This is a genomic window from Mesorhizobium sp. WSM4935 (genome assembly GCF_029625735.1).
In the GTDB taxonomy this organism is placed as follows: Bacteria; Pseudomonadota; Alphaproteobacteria; order Rhizobiales; family Rhizobiaceae; genus Mesorhizobium.
In genome coordinates, this window is sequence record NZ_JARTVR010000008.1 from 1 (window position 1) to 20,045 (window position 20,045).

The following is a 20,045-nucleotide window of genomic DNA, read 5'->3' on the forward strand; positions in this document are numbered from 1 at the left end:
CCGGCTGGCCAGCCGGATCTTGGCTCAATCGCTTCAATCCCACGAAATCTCTCTCGTGGAGATACAAGGTGGCTCGGGCGAAGCCCGAGACGGAGAGGGGGACGCCCTCTCAGCCAAGCCGCCGCTCGCCCGAAAGCATCGCCCGGGCGCGCGAGCTTCGCCACGGTGACAATCAAGCGGAAGCGACCCTCTGGAACGAGCTGAAGGCGAAGAAACTGGGCGGCTACAAATTCGTTCGCCAGATACCAATCGGCCCGTATTTCGCGGATTTCGCCTGCAGGAGCGAAAAGCTGATCGTGGAGCTGGATGGCAGCCAGCATGCGGACAGTCCATATGACAGACAACGCGACGAATTCATGCGGGGTGAAGGCTTCTCGGTTTTGCGGTTCTGGAATTTTGATGTTTTGAGGAACACGAGGTGTGTTTGCGAGACGATCCTCGCAGCCCTTGAAGGGCGGCTTGCTGAAGATGTCGTTGCGCTGGACCTCAGGTTTGTATTTGCGGCCAAGAAGATCGGAGACAGTGCTCTATGATGGCCCCCTCTCCGTCTCGGGCTTCGCATGAGCCACCTCTCCCCCGCTTTGCGGGGGCGAGGAACCAGGTCCATGCACTATGACCACCTTCACCCCATCCTCCCCAGCCGAAGTCCTCTCCACCATCCAATGGGCAGCAGCGGAGGAATCGCCGCTCGAAATCCTCGGCCATGGCTCCAAGCGCGGCATCGGCCGTCCACTGCAGACCGAGCACACGCTCGACCTCTCCAAGCTTTCCGGCGTAACCCTCTACGAGCCGGCCGAGCTCGTGCTGTCCGCACGCGCCGGCACACCGCTCGGCGAAATCGAGCAACTGCTGGCTGAGAACGGCCAGCAATTCGCCTTCGAGCCGATGGACTACGGCCCATTGCTCGGCGGCGAACCGGGCCAAGGGGGCAAGAACGGCACGATCGGCGGCGCGCTGGCTTCCAACCTGTCCGGCCCGCGCCGTCTCAAGGCGGGCGCGGCGCGCGACCATATCCTCGGCGTGGCCGCCGTCTCCGGGCGTGGCGAAGCCTTCAAGTCGGGCGGCCGCGTCGTCAAGAACGTGACCGGCTATGATCTTTCCAAGCTGATGGCCAACAGCTGGGGCACGCTGGCCGTTCTCACCGACGTCACCTTCAAGGTGCTGCCGGCCGCGGAAACCGAAGTGACCTTGGCCATTCGCGGCCTGCTCGACGATGCCGCCGTGGCCGCAATGGCGCTCGCGCTGGGCTCCAGCGCGGAAGTGTCGAGCGCTGCGCATTTGCCGGAGCGCATCGCCGCGAAGGTCGCCGGCGGCAAGCATGGCAGCGATGCCGCCACGCTGCTGCGCGTCGAGGGGTTTGGTCCTTCGGTTGTCTATCGCATCGAGACGCTCAAGCAACTGCTCGGCAAGGCGGGGCCGCTGGAAGAGATTGCCGGCGAGGCATCGAAGACGATCTGGCGCGATGTCCGCGATTGCCGGCCTTTCGCCGATGACGGCGCGCGGCCGGTGTGGCGCGTTTCGATGGCACCGTCCGAGGCGCATCACATGGTGATGTCGCTGCGCATGCAAGCGGCGGTCGATGCCTTCTATGACTGGCAAGGCGGCCTTGTCTGGCTGTCGATGCGCGAGGATGATCCCGAGGCCGAGCTGCTGCGCGCGCTGATCCGCAAGCACGGCGGCGGCCACGCGACGCTGGTGCGCGCCTCTGCCCCGCATCGCGCGGCCCTGCCGGTATTCGAACCGCAGCCGCCGCATCTGGCGGCGCTGTCGGCGCGGCTCAAGGCCGAGTTCGATCCCAAGCAGATTCTCAATCCTGGCCGCATGGCTTAGAGCAAACGCGATGCAAACCAATTTCTCCGCCGCGCAGCTTGCCGACCCGCATGTCGCGGAATCGGAAAAGATCCTGCGCAAATGTGTGCATTGCGGCTTCTGCACCGCCACCTGCCCGACCTATGTGACATTGGGCAACGAGCTGGATTCGCCGCGCGGCCGCATCTACCTCATCAAGGACATGCTGGAGAACGGCCGGCCGGCGGACAAGGAGATCGTCACTCATATCGATCGCTGCCTGTCCTGCCTCGCCTGCATGACGACCTGCCCCTCTGGCGTGAACTACATGCATCTGGTCGACCATGCCCGCGCCCATATCCAGGCCACCTACAAGCGCCCGCTGCTCGACCGGCTGACGCGCGCCATGCTGGCTTTCGTGCTGCCTTACCCAAGCCATTTCCGCACCGCGCTGAAGCTCGCCGGTCTCGGACGTCCGTTCATCGGCCTGTTCGAAAAGCTGCCGGCGCTGAAGCCGGTCGCCGCCATGCTGAAGCTCGCCCCCGCGTCGATCCCCTCGGCATCGCCGATGGCGAAGCCGGGCACACATGCCGGGCAGGGGACCAAGAAACGCGGCCGCGTCGCCATCCTCACTGGTTGCGCGCAGTCCGTGCTCGACCCCGCCATCAACGAAACGACCATCTCGTTGCTGACCCGCCTCGGCGTCGAAGTCGTCGTTCCGGAAGGCGAGGGCTGCTGCGGCGCGCTCGTTCATCATATGGGCCGCGAGGATCAGGCCCTTGCCTCGGCAAGGCGGAATGTCGACGCCTGGACGCGCGCGATCGAGAAGGGCGGGCTCGATGCCATCGTCATCACTGCATCCGGCTGCGGCACGACGATCAAGGATTACGGCTTCATGCTGCGCCTCGATCCGGCCTATGCCGAAAAGGCCGCGCGCGTCTCGGCTCTCGCAAAAGACGTCACGGAATATCTCGCCGCCCTCGATCTGCCCGAGCCGGTGCGCAGGCCGGGCACGATCGTCGCCTATCATTCCGCCTGCTCGATGCAGCATGGCCAGAAGATCACGCGCCAGCCGAAGGAGCTTCTGGCCAAGGCGGGCTTCGTCGTGCGCGAGCCGCGCGAGGCGCATCTGTGCTGCGGCTCGGCCGGCACCTACAACATCCTGCAGCCGGACATTTCCGCCAGGCTGCGCGACCGCAAGGTGAAGAACATCGAAGCGACCGGCGCCGCAATCGTCGCCACCGGCAATATCGGCTGCATCACCCAGATCGCCTCCGCCGCGAAGCTGCCGGTGGTACACACGGTCAAATTGCTCGACTGGGCCTATGGCGGTCCGAAGCCGGAGGGTGTTTCCGACGGCGGCTGATAGCGGCCGAATAACTACTCCGCCGCGAGCTGGTCCGGTACGCCGTAGGTTGCCCGATAAAGCGCGCGCTGGCGGTTGAGCGCCACCATGGTATTGCGCAAGAGGATCGCCACCGTGAGCGGGCCGACGCCGCCCGGCACCGGCGTGATCCAGGACACCACTTCCTTGACGCTGTCGGTGTCGACGTCCCCGACGATACGGGTTTCGCCGTCCGGCCCGACCTCGGAATTGATGCCGATATCGATGACGGCAGCGCCCGGCTTCACCATGTCGGCCTTGATCAGCCGGGGCTTGCCGACGGCGACGAACAGCGCGTCGGCGCGCCGCGCATGCGCCGCCAGCGAGCGCGTCATGTGGTGGCAGACCGTCACCGTCGCGCCTTCGCTCATCAACAGGAAGGCGATCGGCTTGCCGACGATCTCGGAATGACCGACGACCACCACTTCGAGCCCCTTGAGGTCGAGGCCGGTTTCCTTGAGCAGCTCGACCGAGGCCGCCGCCGTGCAGGGCGCCAGGTCGAGCTGGTTGTAGACGATGTTGCCGATCGAGGCCGGGTGCATGCCCTCGACGTCCTTCAGCGGATGCACCGCCGCCTGCAGCGTCTTGATCGGGATATGCGCCGGCACCGGCCGCTGGATGATGATGCCGGTGACGCGCGGGTCGGCGTTGAGGCCATGAATGGCGGCTTCCAGTTCACCGGCGGTGATGTCGGCGGCGAAGCGGCGTTCCTCGAAGCCGATGCCGGCAAGGGCGGCCTTGGCACGCTGGTTGCGCACGTAGACATCGACCGCTGCGGTATCGCCGACGGTGATCGAGACCAGCTTTGGCGGGAAACCTTCAGCCGTGGCGATCGCCGCGTCTTCGCGCACCGAAGCGATGATGCGCTGGGCGACCGGGCCGCCTTTCAGATAGCGGCTGTCGTCGGTTCGGGTCATGGCTGGCACCTCTGCCTTCTGAAGCAATTCAGGGAGAAGCGCGTAAGCGGCGTTGCGTCCGGAATTGCGTAACGATCGGGATTTTGCGCTGCAATAGCAGAGGCGCGCCGGGAAATCAGCCCCGAAAGCGAAACCGCCTGCTTTCGGGGCGACTTGCCGCGCCATGCATCAAAGGGAAACTCAAAAACGAAAAAGGCAGCGCGGTTGGCCGCGCTGCCTTTTCGTGACCGGCCGTATCCCCACACGGCCCGTCCCCCGTAAACCCTGACACCGATTTGAGCACATCCCGCGGGATCGCACTATGACTTGGCGGCAACAGCGTCGAACAAAAACTGATGCGCCGTCTAACCTGCTGATTCGCTGTGACTATATCACCTCGACCGTGGTTCCGACATTCACGCGCTCGTAGAGATCGACGACATCTTCGTTGCGCATGCGGATGCAGCCCGAAGACACCGCACCGCCGATCGTCCAAGGCTGGTTGGTGCCGTGGATGCGGTATTCGGTGGTGCCGAGATAGAGCGCGCGCGCGCCGAGCGGGTTCTCGATGCCGCCGGCCAGATAGGTCGGCAGGTAGCGGCCCTTGGCGGCTTCGCGTGCGATCATTTCCTTCGGCGGACGCCAATCCGGCCAGACCTTCTTGTCGGTGATCTTGTGGGTGCCCGACCATTCGAAGCCCGGCTTGCCGGTGCCGACGCCGTAGCGGCGCGCCTTGCCGTTCTTCTCGACCAGATAGAGGAAGTTCTGGTGCGTATCGATGACGATTGTGCCCGGCTTCTGCGGGCCGTCATACGCGACTTCCTGCGGCAGGTAGATCGGGTTGATCTGCGGCCGCATCACCATGCGCTTGGCCGGCTGCTGCACGGCCGCCGTCTTCTGCCGGTCGGGCTGCGCCTGGAACAGGCGCCGCAATGGCTGCTGCGTCGCCTGACGCGTCGGGCGCACGATGCCCGGCGCGTGGCCGAGCTGCAGCACCCAGGGTGCCGAAAGGTCGGGGCTCACCATGACCGGCGGCATGTCGGCATAGCGGTCGTTGGCAAGGGAGGTCGTGGCGCCGGCGGCAAGAATGGCCACCGCGCCGAGCAGGGAACAAAACGCTGTCTTCATCGGAACGCACCTTGATCGAACTCATCCGGGGCGGAGAGGGCGCCCTCGGTTTCGCGATCCTTGGCGCGGAGCGGCAAGCAAAACATGAATCGGAATGCGTAAAATGCGGAACTGTCAGTAAACTTTTTGGTGTGGTTACCGGCCGGTTCAGGAATCTGGTAAAGCCACGGTAAAAGCTGCGCTGAAGCGCATTAACGAATGGATTTGCTGACGATGGCGACTGAAAATGCCGGTATTCTCGACGGCCCCGATGGCAAGGCGCGCTGCTTCTGGCACGGCAACCTGCCGGACTATCTTCATTACCACGATCATGAGTGGGGCCGGCCGGTAACGGATGATCGCCGGCTGTTCGAAAAGATCTGTCTGGAAGGCTTCCAGTCGGGGCTGTCTTGGCTGACCATCCTACGCAAGCGCGAAAATTTCCGCGAGGCCTTCGCCGGTTTCGACTTCGAAAAGGTGGCGGCGTTCACCGACAAGGATGTCGAGCGCCTGCTCGGCAATGCCGGCATCATCCGCCACCGCGGCAAGATCGTCTCGACCATCAACAACGCCAAACGCGCCCGCGAGATGGTGGACGAGTTCGGCTCTTTAGCCGCCTGGTTCTGGAAGTTCGAGCCGGGTCCGGACGAGCGGCCCGAAATCGTCGACCTGGCGCATCTGCGCGCCAATCCGACGACGGCGGTGTCGGTCAGGATATCGAAAGAATTGAAGAAGCGCGGCTGGAGCTTTGTCGGCCCAACGACGGTCTATGCCTTCATGCAGGCGATGGGCCTGGTCAACGACCATCTCGAAGGCTGCTACTGCAGGGCGGAGGTGGAAAAAGAGCGCAAGAAACTCAAGCGGCCGAAATAGCGCGGCTACTTCTCGAACCTGCCCTTATGGCCGCTGCCGTTGATGTCCCAGACCAGGCTGGAGCCGGACACCGTCAGCACCAGTCCGCTGAAGCCGCGATCGTCGGGCGTGTGATGCGTGGAGGCGGAGCTGCGGCCCGCCGGGATGACCTCGACCGTCGAGCCTTTCCGCACCCAGCAGCCCTTGCCGTACTGGTCGTTGGCGCCATAAGCGAGCGCGAATTCGAAGCTGCCGTCTTTCTTCAACAGCAGCTCGGAACCGACTTCCATGACGCCGTTCAGATAGTAGTAGCCGGCAAGGCGGGCATCGCCCGGCTGGCACACGTTGGCGGCAACGGGCATGCTAAAGAAAAGCGCGCTGGCAAGCGCGCCAGCAAATCGCAACCCCATGATGATCCCCCCGATCGTTGAATGAAAGTCAGACGCTGCCGGCGCCGGCCAGGAACAGCCCGGCAATGATCGCCGCCACGGCCGCGAAGGCCGGATAGATCACCAGCAGCCCGGTCACCAGCGCGTCGCGCATGGTCGGCTTGCGCGCCCCGGCCGCGACCTCGAACGGCCCAGCCGGTTGCTGCGCCGATTTGAGCGCAAAGCCGCCGGCAGGCCGCAGCCTGGCCGATTTGCCGCTCTCGATGATGTCTCCAGCCGTCGCCATGGTTCCGAACCCCTTGTTTCGGCGCGCTTTATGGTCGCGGATTGTGTCGGCAGCATGCCGCACGGATGGCGGAATTGTTTCGTTTTGGTGTGGTTTTGTTCCAGTTTTTCCTTCTTCTCTTGTGGGAGAAGGTTTCGCCAAGGCGACGGATGAGGGGGTGCTCCAGGGAAAGCCAGCGCTATCGCGCCGATCCACCTTCTCCCGCATGGGGAGAAGGAAAGGCGCTAACCCTTGCCGCTCCAAGCGGCATCGTTTAGGAAACGCGCGCCCATTACCAGAGAAGATCAACCCATGGCCGACAAATCCGAAAAGACGAAAGCGCGGTTGCCGCGCGGTTTTGCCGACCGCAGCGCCGAAGACATCCGCGCCGTCGAGAAGATGATGGCGACCATCCGTTCGGTCTATGAGCTCTATGGTTTCGAGCCGGTCGACCAGCCGATGATCGAATACACCGATGCGTTGGGCAAATTCCTGCCCGACCAGGACCGGCCGAACGAAGGCGTCTTCTCCTTCCAGGATGACGACGACCAGTGGCTGTCGCTACGCTATGATCTCACCGCGCCGACGGCCCGCTTCGTCGCCGAGAATTACGACAGGCTGCCGAAACCTTATCGCAGCTACCGCTCCGGCTGGGTGTTCCGCAACGAGAAGCCCGGTCCCGGCCGCTTCCGCCAGTTCATGCAGTTCGACGCCGACACGATCGGCACGCCGGGCGTCGCCGCCGACGCCGAGATGGCGATGATGATGGCCGACGTGATGGAGGCGCTCGGCATCAAGCGCGGCGACTATGTCATCCGCGTCAACAACCGCAAGGTGCTGGATGGGGTATTGGAGGCGATCGGGCTCGGCGGCGACCAGAATGCCGGCCGCCGGCTGACCGTGCTGCGCGCCATCGACAAGCTCGACAAGCTCGGACCCGAAGGCGTCAGGCTCCTGCTTGGTCCCGGGCGTTGGGATGGCGGCAAGGAAGGGGAGGGCGACTTCGCCAAGGGCGCCGGATTGAACGACACGCAAGCCGAGGCGGTTCTTCTGGCAACGGCAAGGAATGGGCAGGCCGCCCAGGATGCAAGCGTCAATGCCAACGCTGTCTATCAGGAAGGCGTCGGCGAACTGGCAACGATCGAGGCGCTGGTTAGAGCCGCAGGCTACGGCGAAGACCGCATCGTGATGGACCGCTCCGTCGTGCGCGGCCTCGAATACTACACCGGCCCTGTCTTCGAGGCCGAGCTCCTGGCCGAGATCCCCAATGACGAAGGCCAGATCGTTCGCTTCGGCTCGGTCGGCGGCGGCGGGCGCTATGACGGGCTGGTCTCGCGCTTCCGCGGCGAGCCGGTGCCGGCGACCGGATTCTCGATCGGCGTCTCCCGGTTGATGACGGCGCTGAAGAACCTTGGCAAGCTCGACACATCCGATGTCGTCGCGCCGGTCGTGGTGCTCGTCATGGACAAGGACACGGAAAGCCTCGGCCGCTACCAGAAGATGGTCGCCGACATGCGCGCCGCCGGCATCCGCTCCGAAATGTATTTGGGCGGCGCCGGCATGAAGGCGCAGCTGAAATATGCCGACCGCCGGGGCAGCCCGGCCGCCATAATCCAGGGCGGCGACGAGCGCGCCAAGGGCGAGGTCCAGATCAAGGACCTGATCGAAGGCGCGCGGCTGTCAGCCGAGATCACCGACAATGCCGAATGGCGGGCCGCGCGGCCGGCGCAGGTGACGGTCGCGGAAGGTGAGCTGGTTGCCGAGGTGAAGAAGATACTCGCCGCGCAGGCCGAGGAGCGGGCACGTGGCAAGTAGAGCGCCGACCTCCCCTTCTCCCCTTGTAGGAGAAGGTGGATCGGCGCGTAGCGCCGAGACGTATGAGGGGTGTTCCAGGGAACGCCCACGTCTCACTTCGCTGGAACACCCCTCATCCGTCGCCTTCGGCGACACCTTCTCCCACAAGGGGAGAAGGCGAGGTGGCGCTTTATGACCTCCCGTCCCGCTATCGCCGCCGACATCGTCAACCTCTTCGCCACCCGCGACACCCACGCGGTCGAGGTCGCGGTGCTGCAGCCAGCCGATCCGTTCCTCGACATGGCGGGCGAGGATTTGCGCCGCCGCATCTTCCTGACCGAAAGCGAGACCGGCAAGACGCTGTGTCTCAGGCCCGAATTCACCATTCCGGTCTGCCTCGACCACATTGCCAGCCAGGCCGGCACGCCGCGCCGCTACTCCTATCTCGGCGAAGTGTTCCGCCAGCGCCGCGACGGCGGCAACGAGTTCTTCCAGGCCGGAATCGAGGATCTCGGCGACAGCGACATGGCCGCCGCCGATGCCCGTTCGCTCGCCGACGCGCATGCGCTGCTGTCACTGGCGCTGCCTGGACGGAAGCTCGCCGTCACGCTCGGCGACCAGACCGTGTTCGAGGCCGTGCTGGCAGCGCTGGGCCTGCCGCGCGGCTGGCGCATGCGCCTCGCCCGCGCCTTCGGCTCGGCGCCTATGTTGGAGGCCGCCCTTGCCGATCTTGCCAACCCGCCGCGCAACAGCCAGCTCTCTGGCCCGGTCGCCCTGCTGGCGCTCGACGGCGATGCGGAAGGCCTTGCCGCGCACATTGCCGAAGGCATGGAGGAGGCGGGGCTGTCGGCATCGTCCGGCCGCGCGCCGGCCGACATTGCGCGCAGGCTGATCGAGAAAGCGCAGCTGCGCAGCGTGCGCCTGTCAGACGAGGCCTTCTCCGCGCTGAAGAGTTTTCTCGAGATCGACGTCGCGCTCGACGGCGCGACCGCGGCGCTGGAAGAATTCGCCGCCGACGCCGGCCTGTCGCTGGGGCCGGCGCTGGAGAATTTCGCCGCCCGCGCCAAGGCGATCGAGGCGCATGGCCTGTCCGCGGCGCAAATCCATTACGACGCCGCCTTCGGCCGCCCGCTCGATTACTATACCGGTGTAGTCTTCGAGATCGCGGCGGCGGATGGCGACCGCCCGCTGGTCGGCGGCGGTCGCTACGACAGGCTGCTGACGCTGCTGGGAGCAAAAAAGCCGATCCCCGGCGTCGGCTTCTCGGTCTGGCTCGACCGCATCGAAGCCTTGCGGGAGAACGCCGAATGATCACGTTGGCGATCCCCTCCAAGGGCCGTCTCAAGGAGCAGTCCCTCGACGTGCTGGCCAAGGCCGGCCTGGCCGTCACCTTGCCCGAGGACGACCGCAAATATCGTGCTCACATCGACGGTCTCGACAATGTCGAGGTGGCCTTTCTCTCCGCATCCGAGATCGCCGGCGAAATCGGCCAAGGCGCGGTCGATCTCGGCATCACCGGCGAGGACCTTTTGCGCGAGAATCTCGCCGATTGGGAAGCGCGCGCCGAGATCGTCGCCCGCCTCGGTTTCGGCCACGCCGATGTCGTGGTGGCGGTGCCCGACATCTGGCTCGATGTCGACACCATGGCCGACCTTGACGACGTCGCCGCCGATTTCCGCCAGCGCCATGGCCGCAGGCTCAGGATAGCCACCAAATACTGGCGGCTGACGCAGCAGTTCTTTTCGCTGAAGCACGGCATCCAGGTCTATCGCATCGTCGAAAGCCTCGGCGCCACCGAAGGCGCCCCGGCCGCCGGCCTGGCGGACGTCATCGTCGACATCACCACCACCGGCTCGACGCTGCGCGCCAACCATCTCAAGGTGCTGGGCGACGGCACGATCCTGAAGTCGCAGGCCTGTCTGGTCGCTTCGAGGAAGCGGCGTGATGCGGCGGACGAGGCGCAGTTGCGCGATATTGCCGCCAAAATGGCCGCGCTGGTCGCCTGAAAGCACTTCCAGGAAAAGTGTGACGCGGTTTTCCGTCGGGAATTGCGTCAAACCAGAGGGCTCAAGCGTTTCACCCGCTCCATGAACGGTGAAACGCTTTAGCCACCTCTACCTTCGGCGGGTTTCCACCGCCTTTGCAGGCTGATAGGCTCAATCATCCCGGGAGGAGACGGCGATGGCGATCAAACTCGACGAGCTCATGAACGCCACCAATCTGCGCGGGCGTGGCGCAAGCGGCACCTTCATTGCTCCGCTGGGCGGCAAGGCGCATGTGTCGGGCGACCGCTCGGTGCCCCTGCTCGACAAGACCATTCCTGAATTGTTTTCTGAAACGGTGGGCAAATACGCCACACTCGATGCCGCTATCTTCGTCGGTCAGGACAAGCGCTTCACCTGGAGCGAGCTGTCGGACGCGGTCGACGCCTTGGCTGCCGGGTTCCTGGCGCTCGGGCTGGAAAAGGGCGATCGGGTCGGCATCTGGTCACCGAATCGCTGGGAATGGCTGGTAACCCAGTTCGCCACCGCGCGCATCGGCCTGATCCTCGTCAACATCAACCCGGCCTACCGGCTGACCGAGCTGGAATACGCCCTCAAAAAGGTCGGCTGCAAGGCGCTGGTCACGGCCGCCCAGTTCAAGACCTCCGACTATCTCGGCATGATACAGACGCTGGCGCCGGAGCTTGCCACGGCAGAACCCGGCAAGCTGAAGGCGAAAAAGCTGCCTTCGCTGGAAATCGTCATCCGCATGGGCGACGACAACTCGCCCGGCATGTACAATTTCGGCGACGTGCTGGCTATGGCTGGCCGCGACGAGCATGACAGCCTCGACCGCATCTCCGAAGGCCTGAAGCCGGGCGAGGCCATCAACATCCAGTTCACCAGCGGCACCACCGGCGCGCCGAAAGGTGCGACGCTGACGCATTCCAACATCGTCAACAACGGCAATTTCGTCACCTCGGCCATAAAACTCACCGTCGACGACCGGCTCTGCATTCCGGTGCCGCTCTATCACTGCTTCGGCATGTCGATGGGCACGATGGGCTGCGTGTCGAAAGGCGTGACCATGGTCTTTCCCGGCGAAGGTTTTGACGCCGGCGCGACGCTGAAAGCGGTCGCGCAGGAACGCTGCACCGGCCTCTACGGCGTGCCGACCATGTTCGTCGCCATGCTCGACCACGCGGATTTTGCGAGCTTCGATCTCTCCAGCCTGCGCACCGGCATCATGGCCGGCTCGCCTTGCCCGATCGAGGTGATGAAGAAGGTGGTGTCGCTGATGCATATGGCGCAAGTGACGATCGCCTATGGCATGACGGAGACCAGTCCCGTCTCCTTCCAGAGCAGCGTCGACGATCCGCTGGAAAAGCGCGTCTCCACCGTCGGCCGCATCCACCCGCATGTCGAGGTGAAGGCGATCGGCGCGGATGGCGCCACTGTCGCAGTCGGCGCGCCGGGCGAGCTCTGCACGCGCGGCTATTCGGTGATGAAGGGCTATTGGGACGACGCCGAAAAGACCCGCGAGGCAATCGATGCCGACGGCTGGATGCACACCGGCGACCTCGCCACCATCGATGCCGAGGGCTATTGCAACATCGTCGGCCGGGTGAAGGATATGGTGATCCGCGGCGGCGAGAACGTCTATCCGCGCGAGGTCGAGGAATTCCTCTATCGCCATCCCAAGGTCAAGGAGGTGCAGGTTTTCGGCATTCCCGACGACAAATATGGCGAGGAGCTCTGCGCCTGGATCGTGCTGAAGCCCGGCCAGATCGCCACGGCAGAGGAGATCAAGGCCTTCTGCGCCGGCCAGATCGCGCATTACAAGGTGCCGCGCTACATCCGCTTCCGCACGGAACTGCCGATGACGGTGACCGGCAAGCCGCAGAAATTCCTGATGCGCGAGGCGATGGTCGAGGAATTGGGGCTGGTGGCGCAGAAGACGGCTTGAAACGGCATTTATGGACAACGAGTTTCCAAATTTCGCGGCGCTGAAAGCCGCCAAGATCGAAAACTTGGATTATCGCATAGTCATCCGGCGCGGCGCGCGAACCGGCAGTGCGATCGTGATGGCCCCGCATGGCGGCAAGATCGAACCCCGCACCTCCCTGATCGCCGAGACGATAGCCGGGGGCGATCTCGATATGTATTGCTTCGAAGGGCTTATGCCGGAGAGCAACCGGGAGCTGCACATAACCTCCAGGAACTTTGACGAGGAATCCGCGCTGGAACTGTTGCGGACGAAATCCACCGTCGTGGCAATCCACGGCCGCCAGGATCGGGATGATCTCACGACAGTCTATCTGGGCGGCAAGGACGCCGCGTTGGTTGCAGAAATAGCCTGGCGTCTTCAGGAGGCCGGCTTCCAGACGAAAAGAGACAACCATCCGTTTCCCGGTATCCAGGATTCGAACATCGTCAACCGGGGACTGACTGGGAAAGGAGCGCAACTGGAAGTGCCCCTCTCGCTGCGCCGCCGGCTGGGGAACGAACCGGAACTTCTGGAAAAATTCTGCAGGGCGGTTCGCGGGGCCATTGAGTCCTTCGACGCCAGAAATGGTGCCCAATCCTCAATCATGTTTTGAATGCTTTAAGATGCCCGTGAGAGGTGTTCTCCACGCGCTTTTCCGCTAAAATCACGAAAACGCATGGGCGTTGGGGGGCTTGAATGACTGGTTATGTCCGGTCGGTGACGTCCTACGCGATGCCGTTGGCCGCGCTGGCGATGGCTGTCGCGGTCAAGGCCAGCGGTCTTTCGGCGGACGAAGGGTCGCTCAATGCCAGGATCCTCGTCGGGGCGCTGTCCAGCGCCATCATGTTCACCACCATTTTCGTGGTGCTCGACCACGCCGAGGCAGTCGCCCGGCGCGTGGGGGAGCCCTATGGAACTTTGGTGCTGACTTTTGCCGTGACCGCAATCGAGGTGTCGATCATCGTCTCCATGATGCTGCATGGAGAAAACAACCCGACGCTGGCGCGAGAGTCCGTTTTCTCGACGGTGATGATCACCTCCACCGGTGTTGTCGGCATATGTCTCACGCTCGGCGGCTGGCGCTATCGCAAGCAGGCGATCCTCCGGCAAGGCACCAACGCTTACCTGTCGGTTCTCATCGCGCTGACTGTGATGACGCTTATTCTTCCGACCTACACCCAGGCTACGGATCCCGGCACGTTTTCGGCGGCTCAGCTCGGTTTCGTCAGTGTCCTTTCGGTGCTGCTCTATGCGAGCTTCGTGTTCGCCCAGACCGTTAGGCACCGGGAGGACTTCGTCCAGGGACAGGCGCATGACGCGCCGATGCGAACTGCCTCCCACGATAGCGTTTCCGTCAGTGCCCTGCTGCTGTTGAGCGGGCTGATCGGAATAGTCCTGCTCGCCGAGCAGGTCGCCGCAAGTGTGGAGGATGCGCTCGCCGCCTATAAGGTGACCCAGGCCGACAGCATCGTGGGGGCGTTGATCGCGGCGCTGGTTTTGATGCCGGAGGCGGTCTCGGCGATCCGCGCCTCGGTCAAGAACGAGCTGCAGCGCAGCCTGAACGTCGCGATGGGCTCGGCCTGCGCCACGATCGGCTTGACGATACCGGCGGTCGCGGCCGCCAGCCTGCTGACGGGCAGGGGACTGACCCTTGGGCTTACGGCCTCCGATGCCGTGCTCCTGGTGCTGGCCCTTTTCATATGCAGCGTCAGCTTCAGCACCGAACGAACGACATTCCTGACCGGCATGGTCCATGTCGTGTTGTTCTTTACCTATGTATTTCTGATCTTTGTGCCGTGAAGCCTCGGGTGAAACCTGGCAACCGGGGTAAAGCCACGAGCTTAGAGGCGCCATACCTTGCCAGGAGTGCGGTCAAGAGTTGCGTTCAGCCGTGCAAGCCTTCCTCTACCGCCGCCCTGTCCGTATCTCCGACGGCCTCGGCGCCGAACCTGGCTTCTGGACAAGCGGGCCGAGCAGTACTTCGCCGAACAGCGGCTGATAGCTGCGGCGCACGGCAGGGTCTTCCTTAAAGGACAGCGCGTACTGGCCGATCTGATGGAAGTAGGTGATGCGCGCCCTGACCAGGCTTTCGTCCGGCGAATAGCCCATGGCGCGAAACGAGCGGACGAGCAGCGCAATCCTGAGATCGTCCATGTCCTTCACTTCCTGCGTCAGCTTCTTCGATGTCCGCGCCCAGTCGCGCACGGCAAGGTCCAGCAGCGGGCTGAACGGGTTTTCGTCGACCCAGACATGCACGATATCGGTGAAGAACTGCAGGCCGTCTATGTCGTGCATCTCGCGCATTGCCCAAAACGGAGCGCAGTTAATGTTGCGCCATTCCTGCAAGAGGCCATCACGGAGGTCGGCGAGGCTGGTGAAATGGAAATAGAAGCTGCCGCGCGTCACCTTCAGCTGCTTGGCCAGGCGGTCGATCTTGACCTCGGCGATGCCGCGCTTTTCCAGCACCTTGCGCGCCGCTGCGATCCAGGCCTCGCGGCTCAGCGTCTGCCGGGCCGTCGTCAACCGCGCCTGCGTCCTGGCCGGTCGTTTCGTCTTTGCCGAGGCGACATCCGCTTTCAATTGCTTCCAGGCCTCCATGGCGCCAGGCGGCAATTCGCCGAGCCGTTCTCGATCAAGCCGATGTTTGCCCGCTTCGCAACCCGCAACCGTGCTCGTCCACTACGGAACATAAGGCTTAAGGTAGGGCGCTGATCCGCTGCAGCATAAGCTCGAAGAACGGCGCCGGTTCGATGCGGCGCAGCACGTTGCAATTTTTGCGGCGGCCGGTGACATGCCACCAGTCGACGACGGTCATGCCGATCGTCTCGGGCGAGACGATATCCACCGTCACCGCGCATTGGCGCTTTTCGTAGATCTCCGGGGCCAGCAGGTAACCAGTGACGCAGGCGTCATGGATCGGCCGCCCCGGCGTGCCGAATTTATGGCTGCCATACTGGCGGTAGAAATCGGCGAGGTTGGCGGCCTCGATCGCGGCCCTGCTGCCGGTGGCGCGCAGGCGGTCCAGCCATTCCAGCGTCATCATCGCCGTGTAGGTGCAGTCGATGCCCGCCATGGTCAGCGGCACGCCGCTGTCGAACACTTTGTGCGCCGCATGCGGGTCGACGAAGATGTTGAACTCTGCGGCGGGCGTCGCGTTGCCGCCCTCGAAGAAGCCGCCGCCCATCAGCACCACCTCGCGCAGCCGCGGAATGATCCTCGGCTCCATGGTCATGGCCATCGCCAGATTGGTCATCGGTCCGAGCGTGCAGACGGTGAGCTCGCCCTCCGGCGCGTCCATGATCGCCCGCACGAGATAGTTGACCCCGTGCTCGCTCTGCAGCGGCGTCACCGGCTCGGGAAGATCGGCGCCGTCGAGCCCGGTCTTGCCGTGCACATATTCGGCCGTCATCAGCTTCTTCACCATCGGGCCCGGGCAGCCGGCATACACCGGCACGTCGGGCCGCCCGGCGAGCTCGACCACCTTCAGCGCGTTCTTCGATGTCAGCGGCAGCGGCACGTTGCCGCCGACCGTGGTGATGCCCACCACTTCGAGTTCGGCTGGCGAGCCGAGCGCAAACAGGATCGCGAAGGCGTCGTCCTGGCCGGGATCGGTGTCGATGATGATCTTGCGTGGTGCCATGTCGCGCCTGCCTTGCGAATGCCTATTGATGAGCCCGTTCGGATGTGTAGAAATACAGTACTGTATCTTATGTTCAAGCAGGGTCTTCGACAATGGACGAACGAGAACGCGGCGACTTTTCCGAAATTCCGATCCTCGACGTGTCGGCTCTCTACGGCGCCGACCAGGACGCGATCCGGGCGACGGCGGCAACGCTGCGCCGCTATCTCGAGACGATCGGCTTCCTCTATGTCGTCGGCCATCCGATTCCGCGCGCCGATGTCGAGGCGGTCCGCGAGGCGAGCAAGCGCTTCTTCGCCTTGCCGGAAGAGGAGAAGCTCAAGCTGAAGATCGACAGGAATTTCCGCGGCTACCTGCCCTTTGCCGGCTCGACTATTGTGACCTCGTCGGTTGCGACCGTCAGCAAGCCGAACCAGAGCGAGTCGATCTTCTTCATGCATGAAGTCGACGAAAACGATCCGCGTGCGCTCGCCGAAAAGCCACTGCAGGGTCCGAACCAATGGCCGGACGAGGCGATGCTGAACGGCTTCAGGGAAACGATCGAACGCTATGTCGATCAGATGGGGACACTCGCCCGCAAGATGGTCGGCGCCATCGCGCTGTCGCTCGGTTTGCCGGCCGGCAGTCTCGACCGATATTTCGAACAGCCGACCACCTTCCTCAGGTTGCTGCATTATCCGACGCAGCCACAGGAAGAGGGGCTGTTCGGCTCGGCGCCGCACACCGACTACGGCTTCATCACCTTGCTCGCGCAGGACGACGTCGGAGGCCTCGAAGTCAAGAACAAGGCGGGCGACTGGGTGCCCGCGCCGCCGATCCCAGACTCCTTCGTGATGAATGTCGGCGACATACTGGCGCGCTGGTCGAACGACCAGTTCGTCTCGACGCCGCACCGCGTCATCAACCGATCGGGGCGCGAACGCTATTCCCAGCCCTTCTTTTTCGACCCGTCGATGGACGAGACCATCGAGGCGCTCCCCGTCTGCGTTCCGGCCGGAACGAAGCCGAAATACGAGCCGATGCTCTATGGCGACTACCTGATGGAGCGCATCGACAAGAACTACCACTACCGCAAGAAGAAGGCCGAAGCGGCGAGCGCGTAAGCGGTCGAACTTCCGCCTCCGCGCCGGTCATCCGCGCGGCGCGGAGGTGCTGAACAGATTGCAGCCAATGCAATGAGCAAAAGGGGAACGAACATGAGAACGTATCTGTGCATGGCCGGCCTGGCACTGGCCGCATTTGCCACTTCCTGGAGCGGGTTTTCGACTGCTGCCGAGGTTCCGAAATCGGCGGAGGTCCAGCAGACAGGCACGCTCGCCGTCGCCAACACGCTTGACTACGCGCCGTTCGAATATCTCGATGCCGACGGCAAGCAGACCGGCATCATCATCGAACTGGCCGGCGCGGCCGCCAAGCTGGTCGGCGCCAAGCTGGACGTCCAGCGCACGCCGTTTCCGTCGATGATTCCGGGTCTTGCGGCCGGTCGCTTCAAGATCGCCTGGGAGACCTTCTCGGCCACGCCCGAGCGGCTGAAGCAGGTCGACTTCGTCATGTTTCTCAAGGCCGGCCTCGCCGTCTCGACATCGCCGGACAAGAAGGCGAGCTTCAGTGGCGACACGCCGCTCTGCGGCAAGCGGATCGGCGTCTCTGCCGGCAGCGCGTCCGACTTCCTGGTCGACAAGCTCAGCAAGGACTGCACCGACAAGGGCCAGAAGGCGATCGAGAAATCGGTCTTCAACTCCTCGACCGACATCGTCCAGGCTGTCCTCTCCGACCGCGTCGACGCCCGCATGGACGATGCGACCGCGTCGAGCTATTTCGAGGTGACCAGCAAGGGCCAGCTCGTCGTCCTGCCCACCCTCTATGACGTGGCTCCGCTGGGCCTCGCCATCGCCAAGGACGACAAGGGGACCGCCGACATGATGGTCGCCGCACTTTCGGAGCTGTTCAAGAACGGCACTTACAAGACCATCCTCGAGAAATACGGGATGGGCGCCTACGCGATCAAGGAACCTTATTTCGTCAACAGCATGGATGCGCTGCGTGCCGACTGAGGCATCAACCTGAAATCGGCATCGATTTTCGCGGCTGATCATGCGCAAATTCAGTACGACATGTTTGCGCGCCCGATAGGGCGCGCGGGCGTTTTGAGCGGGGACGCCGGCGTCCGGTAGACTGGACGCCCGACAGAGAGATCAGGAGTTCTGCGATGGGCGTGGCCCACCCGAGAGAGTTGAGCCTCGATCAGGGCGCCGCCGCAGCGGCGGCGCGGCTCACGGTGGTGCCGCAGCGTCGCTACGGCATCTGGATCGGCACGGCGTTCGCCCTCCTGCTGGCCTTCCTCATCGTCCGGGCCTTCGCCAGCAACCCAGCCTTTGCCTGGGGCACGGCCGCGGGTTATCTCTTCCATCCCTCGATCATGCGCGGCCTTGCCAACACTTTGATCCTCACCGTGGTGATCATGGTGCTGGCGATCATCATCGGCACCGTCATCGCCATCATGCGCGTGTCGCCGAGCCCGGTGCTGCGCGGCTTCGCCGGCGTCTATGTCTGGTTCTTCCGCGGCGTGCCGGCGCTGATCCAGCTCATCTTCTGGTTCAACCTGTCGCTTCTGGTGCGCGAGGTCTCGCTGACCCTGCCATTCATGGGCACGATCTTTTCCGCCCGCACCAATGATTTCATGACGCCGTTCTTCTCGGCCGTCGTGGCCCTTTCGCTCTGCGAGGCGGGCTACATGGCCGAGATCATCCGCGCCGGCATCAAGTCGGTGCCGTCCGGCCAGGCGGAGGCGGCGAGCGCGCTCGGCATGCCCTACCGTATGATCCTCAAACGCATCACGCTGCCGCAGGCCATGCGCTTCGTGCTGCCGCCGACCGGCAACGAGGCCATCAACCTCTTGAAGATGACATCGCTGGTGACCTTCATCGCGGTCGACGATCTGTTCTATTCGGCCCAGAGCATCTACGCCCGCACCTTCGAGACGATCCCGCTCCTGATCGTCGTGGCGTTCTGGTATCTCACGGTGGTCAGCATCATGTCGGTCGGGCAGCATTTCCTCGAGCGCCATTTCGGCCGCAGCGACACACGCCGAGATCCGCTGACCATGCGCGCGCTGCGCAACGCCATCAGCCTGCGCGGCATCGCCCGATGAGCGACGTGAGATCCGAGAACCGGGCCCGATTCGGCGTGCCTACCGATTCCATGGTGTTCGCGCGCGGCGTGCGCAAATCCTACGGCCAGCTGGAAGTGCTCAAGGGGATCGATCTCGATGTGCCGGCTGGCTCCGTTGCCTGCATCATCGGCCCTTCGGGCTCGGGCAAGAGCACGTTCCTGCGCTGCATCAACCATCTGGAGAAGATCAGCGGCGGGCTGCTGCTCGTCGACAGCCAGTTCGTCGGCTACGACCTCCGCGACGACAAGCTCTACGAGGTGAAGGACGATCTGCTGTGCCGGCGGCGCGCCGAGATCGGCATGCTGTTCCAATCCTTCAACCTGTTCTCGCACATGACCGTGATGGAGAACCTTATCGAGGCGCCGACGCAGGTGCGGCGCATTCCGCCCGACCAGGCAAAGGCTGAAGCCGAAATCCTGCTCAAGCGTGTCGGTCTCCTCGACAAGATCGACCGCTATCCGCGTGAGCTGTCCGGCGGTCAGCAACAACGCGTGGCGATCGCGCGCGCGATGGCGATGAAGCCCAAAGTATTGCTCTTCGACGAGCCCACCTCGGCGCTGGACCCCGAGCTTGTCGGCGAGGTGCTGCAGGTGATGCGCGATCTCGCCGAGAGCGGCATGACCATGGTCGTCGTCACCCACGAGATCGGTTTTGCCCGCGAGATCGGCGACCAGCTTGTCTTCATGGATGGCGGCGTGATCGTCGAGCGCGGCCCACCGCGCGAAATGATCGCCGATCCGCAGTCGCCGCGCACGCGCGAATTCCTGTCGCGGGTTCTTTGATTTCGGC

20 protein-coding genes are annotated in these 20,045 nt (G+C 63.9%); 14 read left to right on the plus strand and 6 right to left on the minus strand.

The features are described 5' to 3' along the window. The first annotated feature begins 68 nt into the window (after window positions 1–68). From P9273_RS18910 to glcF, 3 genes are all read left to right on the plus strand, one after another. Window positions 69–533: an endonuclease domain-containing protein gene (locus P9273_RS18910; protein ID WP_278050453.1), complete on the plus strand. Its 465-nt coding sequence runs from the start codon at window positions 69–71 to the stop codon at window positions 531–533. Window positions 534–612: 79 nt separating this feature from the next. Continuing rightward, the gene (locus P9273_RS18915) at window positions 613–1,830 is read left to right on the plus strand and encodes an FAD-binding protein (protein ID WP_278050259.1); all 1,218 of its coding nucleotides are present in this window, start codon (window positions 613–615) and stop codon (window positions 1,828–1,830) included. Between the two features lie 10 nt (window positions 1,831–1,840). Continuing rightward, window positions 1,841–3,154 carry a glycolate oxidase subunit GlcF gene (glcF, locus tag P9273_RS18920; RefSeq protein WP_278050260.1) on the plus strand — a complete coding sequence of 438 codons (1,314 nt, stop codon included), beginning with the start codon at window positions 1,841–1,843 and terminating at the stop codon, window positions 3,152–3,154. Window positions 3,155–3,168: 14 nt separating this feature from the next. Here the strand turns inward: glcF and P9273_RS18925 are convergent, their stop codons facing one another. Together P9273_RS18925 and P9273_RS18930 are read right to left on the minus strand one after the other, a co-directional pair. After that, the gene (locus P9273_RS18925; RefSeq protein ID WP_278050261.1) at window positions 3,169–4,089 is read right to left on the minus strand and encodes a bifunctional 5,10-methylenetetrahydrofolate dehydrogenase/5,10-methenyltetrahydrofolate cyclohydrolase; all 921 of its coding nucleotides are present in this window, start codon (window positions 4,087–4,089) and stop codon (window positions 3,169–3,171) included. Window positions 4,090–4,455: 366 nt separating this feature from the next. Then, window positions 4,456–5,196 (minus strand): L,D-transpeptidase, encoded by a 741-nt coding sequence (locus P9273_RS18930; RefSeq protein WP_278050262.1) that lies wholly within the window; start codon window positions 5,194–5,196, stop codon window positions 4,456–4,458. A gap of 213 nt (window positions 5,197–5,409) precedes the next feature. On the opposite strand from P9273_RS18930, the gene P9273_RS18935 reads away from it, so the two are divergent. Then, window positions 5,410–6,048, plus strand: coding sequence for a DNA-3-methyladenine glycosylase I (locus P9273_RS18935; protein WP_278050263.1), 639 nt, complete (start codon window positions 5,410–5,412; stop codon window positions 6,046–6,048). A gap of 5 nt (window positions 6,049–6,053) precedes the next feature. On the opposite strand, the gene P9273_RS18940 is transcribed toward P9273_RS18935, so the two are convergent. Both P9273_RS18940 and P9273_RS18945 read right to left on the minus strand, forming a co-directional pair. Further along, complete coding sequence (locus P9273_RS18940) at window positions 6,054–6,437, minus strand: hypothetical protein (protein WP_278050264.1); 384 nt, start codon at window positions 6,435–6,437, stop codon at window positions 6,054–6,056. A 28-nt stretch (window positions 6,438–6,465) separates the two neighbouring features. After that, entirely contained in the window at window positions 6,466–6,702 is a 237-nt protein-coding gene (locus P9273_RS18945; RefSeq protein ID WP_278050265.1) for a hypothetical protein, read from the minus strand. 291 nt (window positions 6,703–6,993) lie between these two features. Here P9273_RS18945 and hisS point away from each other — a divergent pair, with 291 nt between their 5' ends. The 6 genes from hisS (at window position 6,994) to P9273_RS18975 (ending at window position 14,244) form a co-directional block, all read left to right on the plus strand. Further along, window positions 6,994–8,496 (plus strand): histidine--tRNA ligase, encoded by a 1,503-nt coding sequence (gene hisS / locus P9273_RS18950; RefSeq protein ID WP_278050266.1) that lies wholly within the window; start codon window positions 6,994–6,996, stop codon window positions 8,494–8,496. 171 nt (window positions 8,497–8,667) lie between these two features. Beyond that, on the plus strand, window positions 8,668–9,786 hold the full coding sequence (locus P9273_RS18955; RefSeq protein ID WP_278050267.1) for an ATP phosphoribosyltransferase regulatory subunit: 1,119 nt from the start codon (window positions 8,668–8,670) through the stop codon (window positions 9,784–9,786). Beyond that, a complete protein-coding gene (hisG, locus tag P9273_RS18960; protein WP_278050268.1) occupies window positions 9,783–10,481 on the plus strand; it encodes an ATP phosphoribosyltransferase in 699 nt (232 codons plus the stop codon). The genes P9273_RS18955 and hisG overlap by 4 nt, the downstream gene beginning before the upstream one ends. A 175-nt stretch (window positions 10,482–10,656) precedes the next feature. Further along, on the plus strand, window positions 10,657–12,423 hold the full coding sequence (locus P9273_RS18965; RefSeq protein WP_278050269.1) for an AMP-binding protein: 1,767 nt from the start codon (window positions 10,657–10,659) through the stop codon (window positions 12,421–12,423). A gap of 10 nt (window positions 12,424–12,433) precedes the next feature. Further along, on the plus strand, window positions 12,434–13,057 hold the full coding sequence (locus P9273_RS18970; RefSeq protein ID WP_278050270.1) for a poly-gamma-glutamate hydrolase family protein: 624 nt from the start codon (window positions 12,434–12,436) through the stop codon (window positions 13,055–13,057). A 119-nt stretch (window positions 13,058–13,176) separates the two neighbouring features. After that, window positions 13,177–14,244, plus strand: a complete 1,068-nt coding sequence (locus tag P9273_RS18975; protein WP_278050271.1) for a calcium:proton antiporter — start codon at window positions 13,177–13,179, stop codon at window positions 14,242–14,244. A 105-nt stretch (window positions 14,245–14,349) separates the two neighbouring features. On the opposite strand, the gene P9273_RS18980 is transcribed toward P9273_RS18975, so the two are convergent. Further along, window positions 14,350–15,024 (minus strand): TetR/AcrR family transcriptional regulator, encoded by a 675-nt coding sequence (locus tag P9273_RS18980; protein WP_040997762.1) that lies wholly within the window; start codon window positions 15,022–15,024, stop codon window positions 14,350–14,352. A gap of 115 nt (window positions 15,025–15,139) precedes the next feature. Continuing rightward, window positions 15,140–16,084, minus strand: a complete 945-nt coding sequence (locus tag P9273_RS18985; RefSeq protein WP_278050272.1) for a nucleoside hydrolase — start codon at window positions 16,082–16,084, stop codon at window positions 15,140–15,142. 92 nt (window positions 16,085–16,176) lie between these two features. On the opposite strand from P9273_RS18985, the gene P9273_RS18990 reads away from it, so the two are divergent. The 4 genes from P9273_RS18990 (at window position 16,177) to P9273_RS19005 (ending at window position 20,038) form a co-directional block, all read left to right on the plus strand. Continuing rightward, complete coding sequence (locus P9273_RS18990; RefSeq protein WP_278050273.1) at window positions 16,177–17,187, plus strand: isopenicillin N synthase family dioxygenase; 1,011 nt, start codon at window positions 16,177–16,179, stop codon at window positions 17,185–17,187. Between the two features lie 93 nt (window positions 17,188–17,280). After that, a complete protein-coding gene (locus tag P9273_RS18995; RefSeq protein WP_278050274.1) occupies window positions 17,281–18,138 on the plus strand; it encodes an ABC transporter substrate-binding protein in 858 nt (285 codons plus the stop codon). A 155-nt stretch (window positions 18,139–18,293) separates the two neighbouring features. Further along, window positions 18,294–19,235, plus strand: a complete 942-nt coding sequence (locus P9273_RS19000) for an amino acid ABC transporter permease (protein WP_278050275.1) — start codon at window positions 18,294–18,296, stop codon at window positions 19,233–19,235. Next, window positions 19,232–20,038 (plus strand): amino acid ABC transporter ATP-binding protein, encoded by an 807-nt coding sequence (locus tag P9273_RS19005; protein ID WP_278050276.1) that lies wholly within the window; start codon window positions 19,232–19,234, stop codon window positions 20,036–20,038. The genes P9273_RS19000 and P9273_RS19005 overlap by 4 nt, the downstream gene beginning before the upstream one ends. Window positions 20,039–20,045 lie beyond the last annotated feature (7 nt).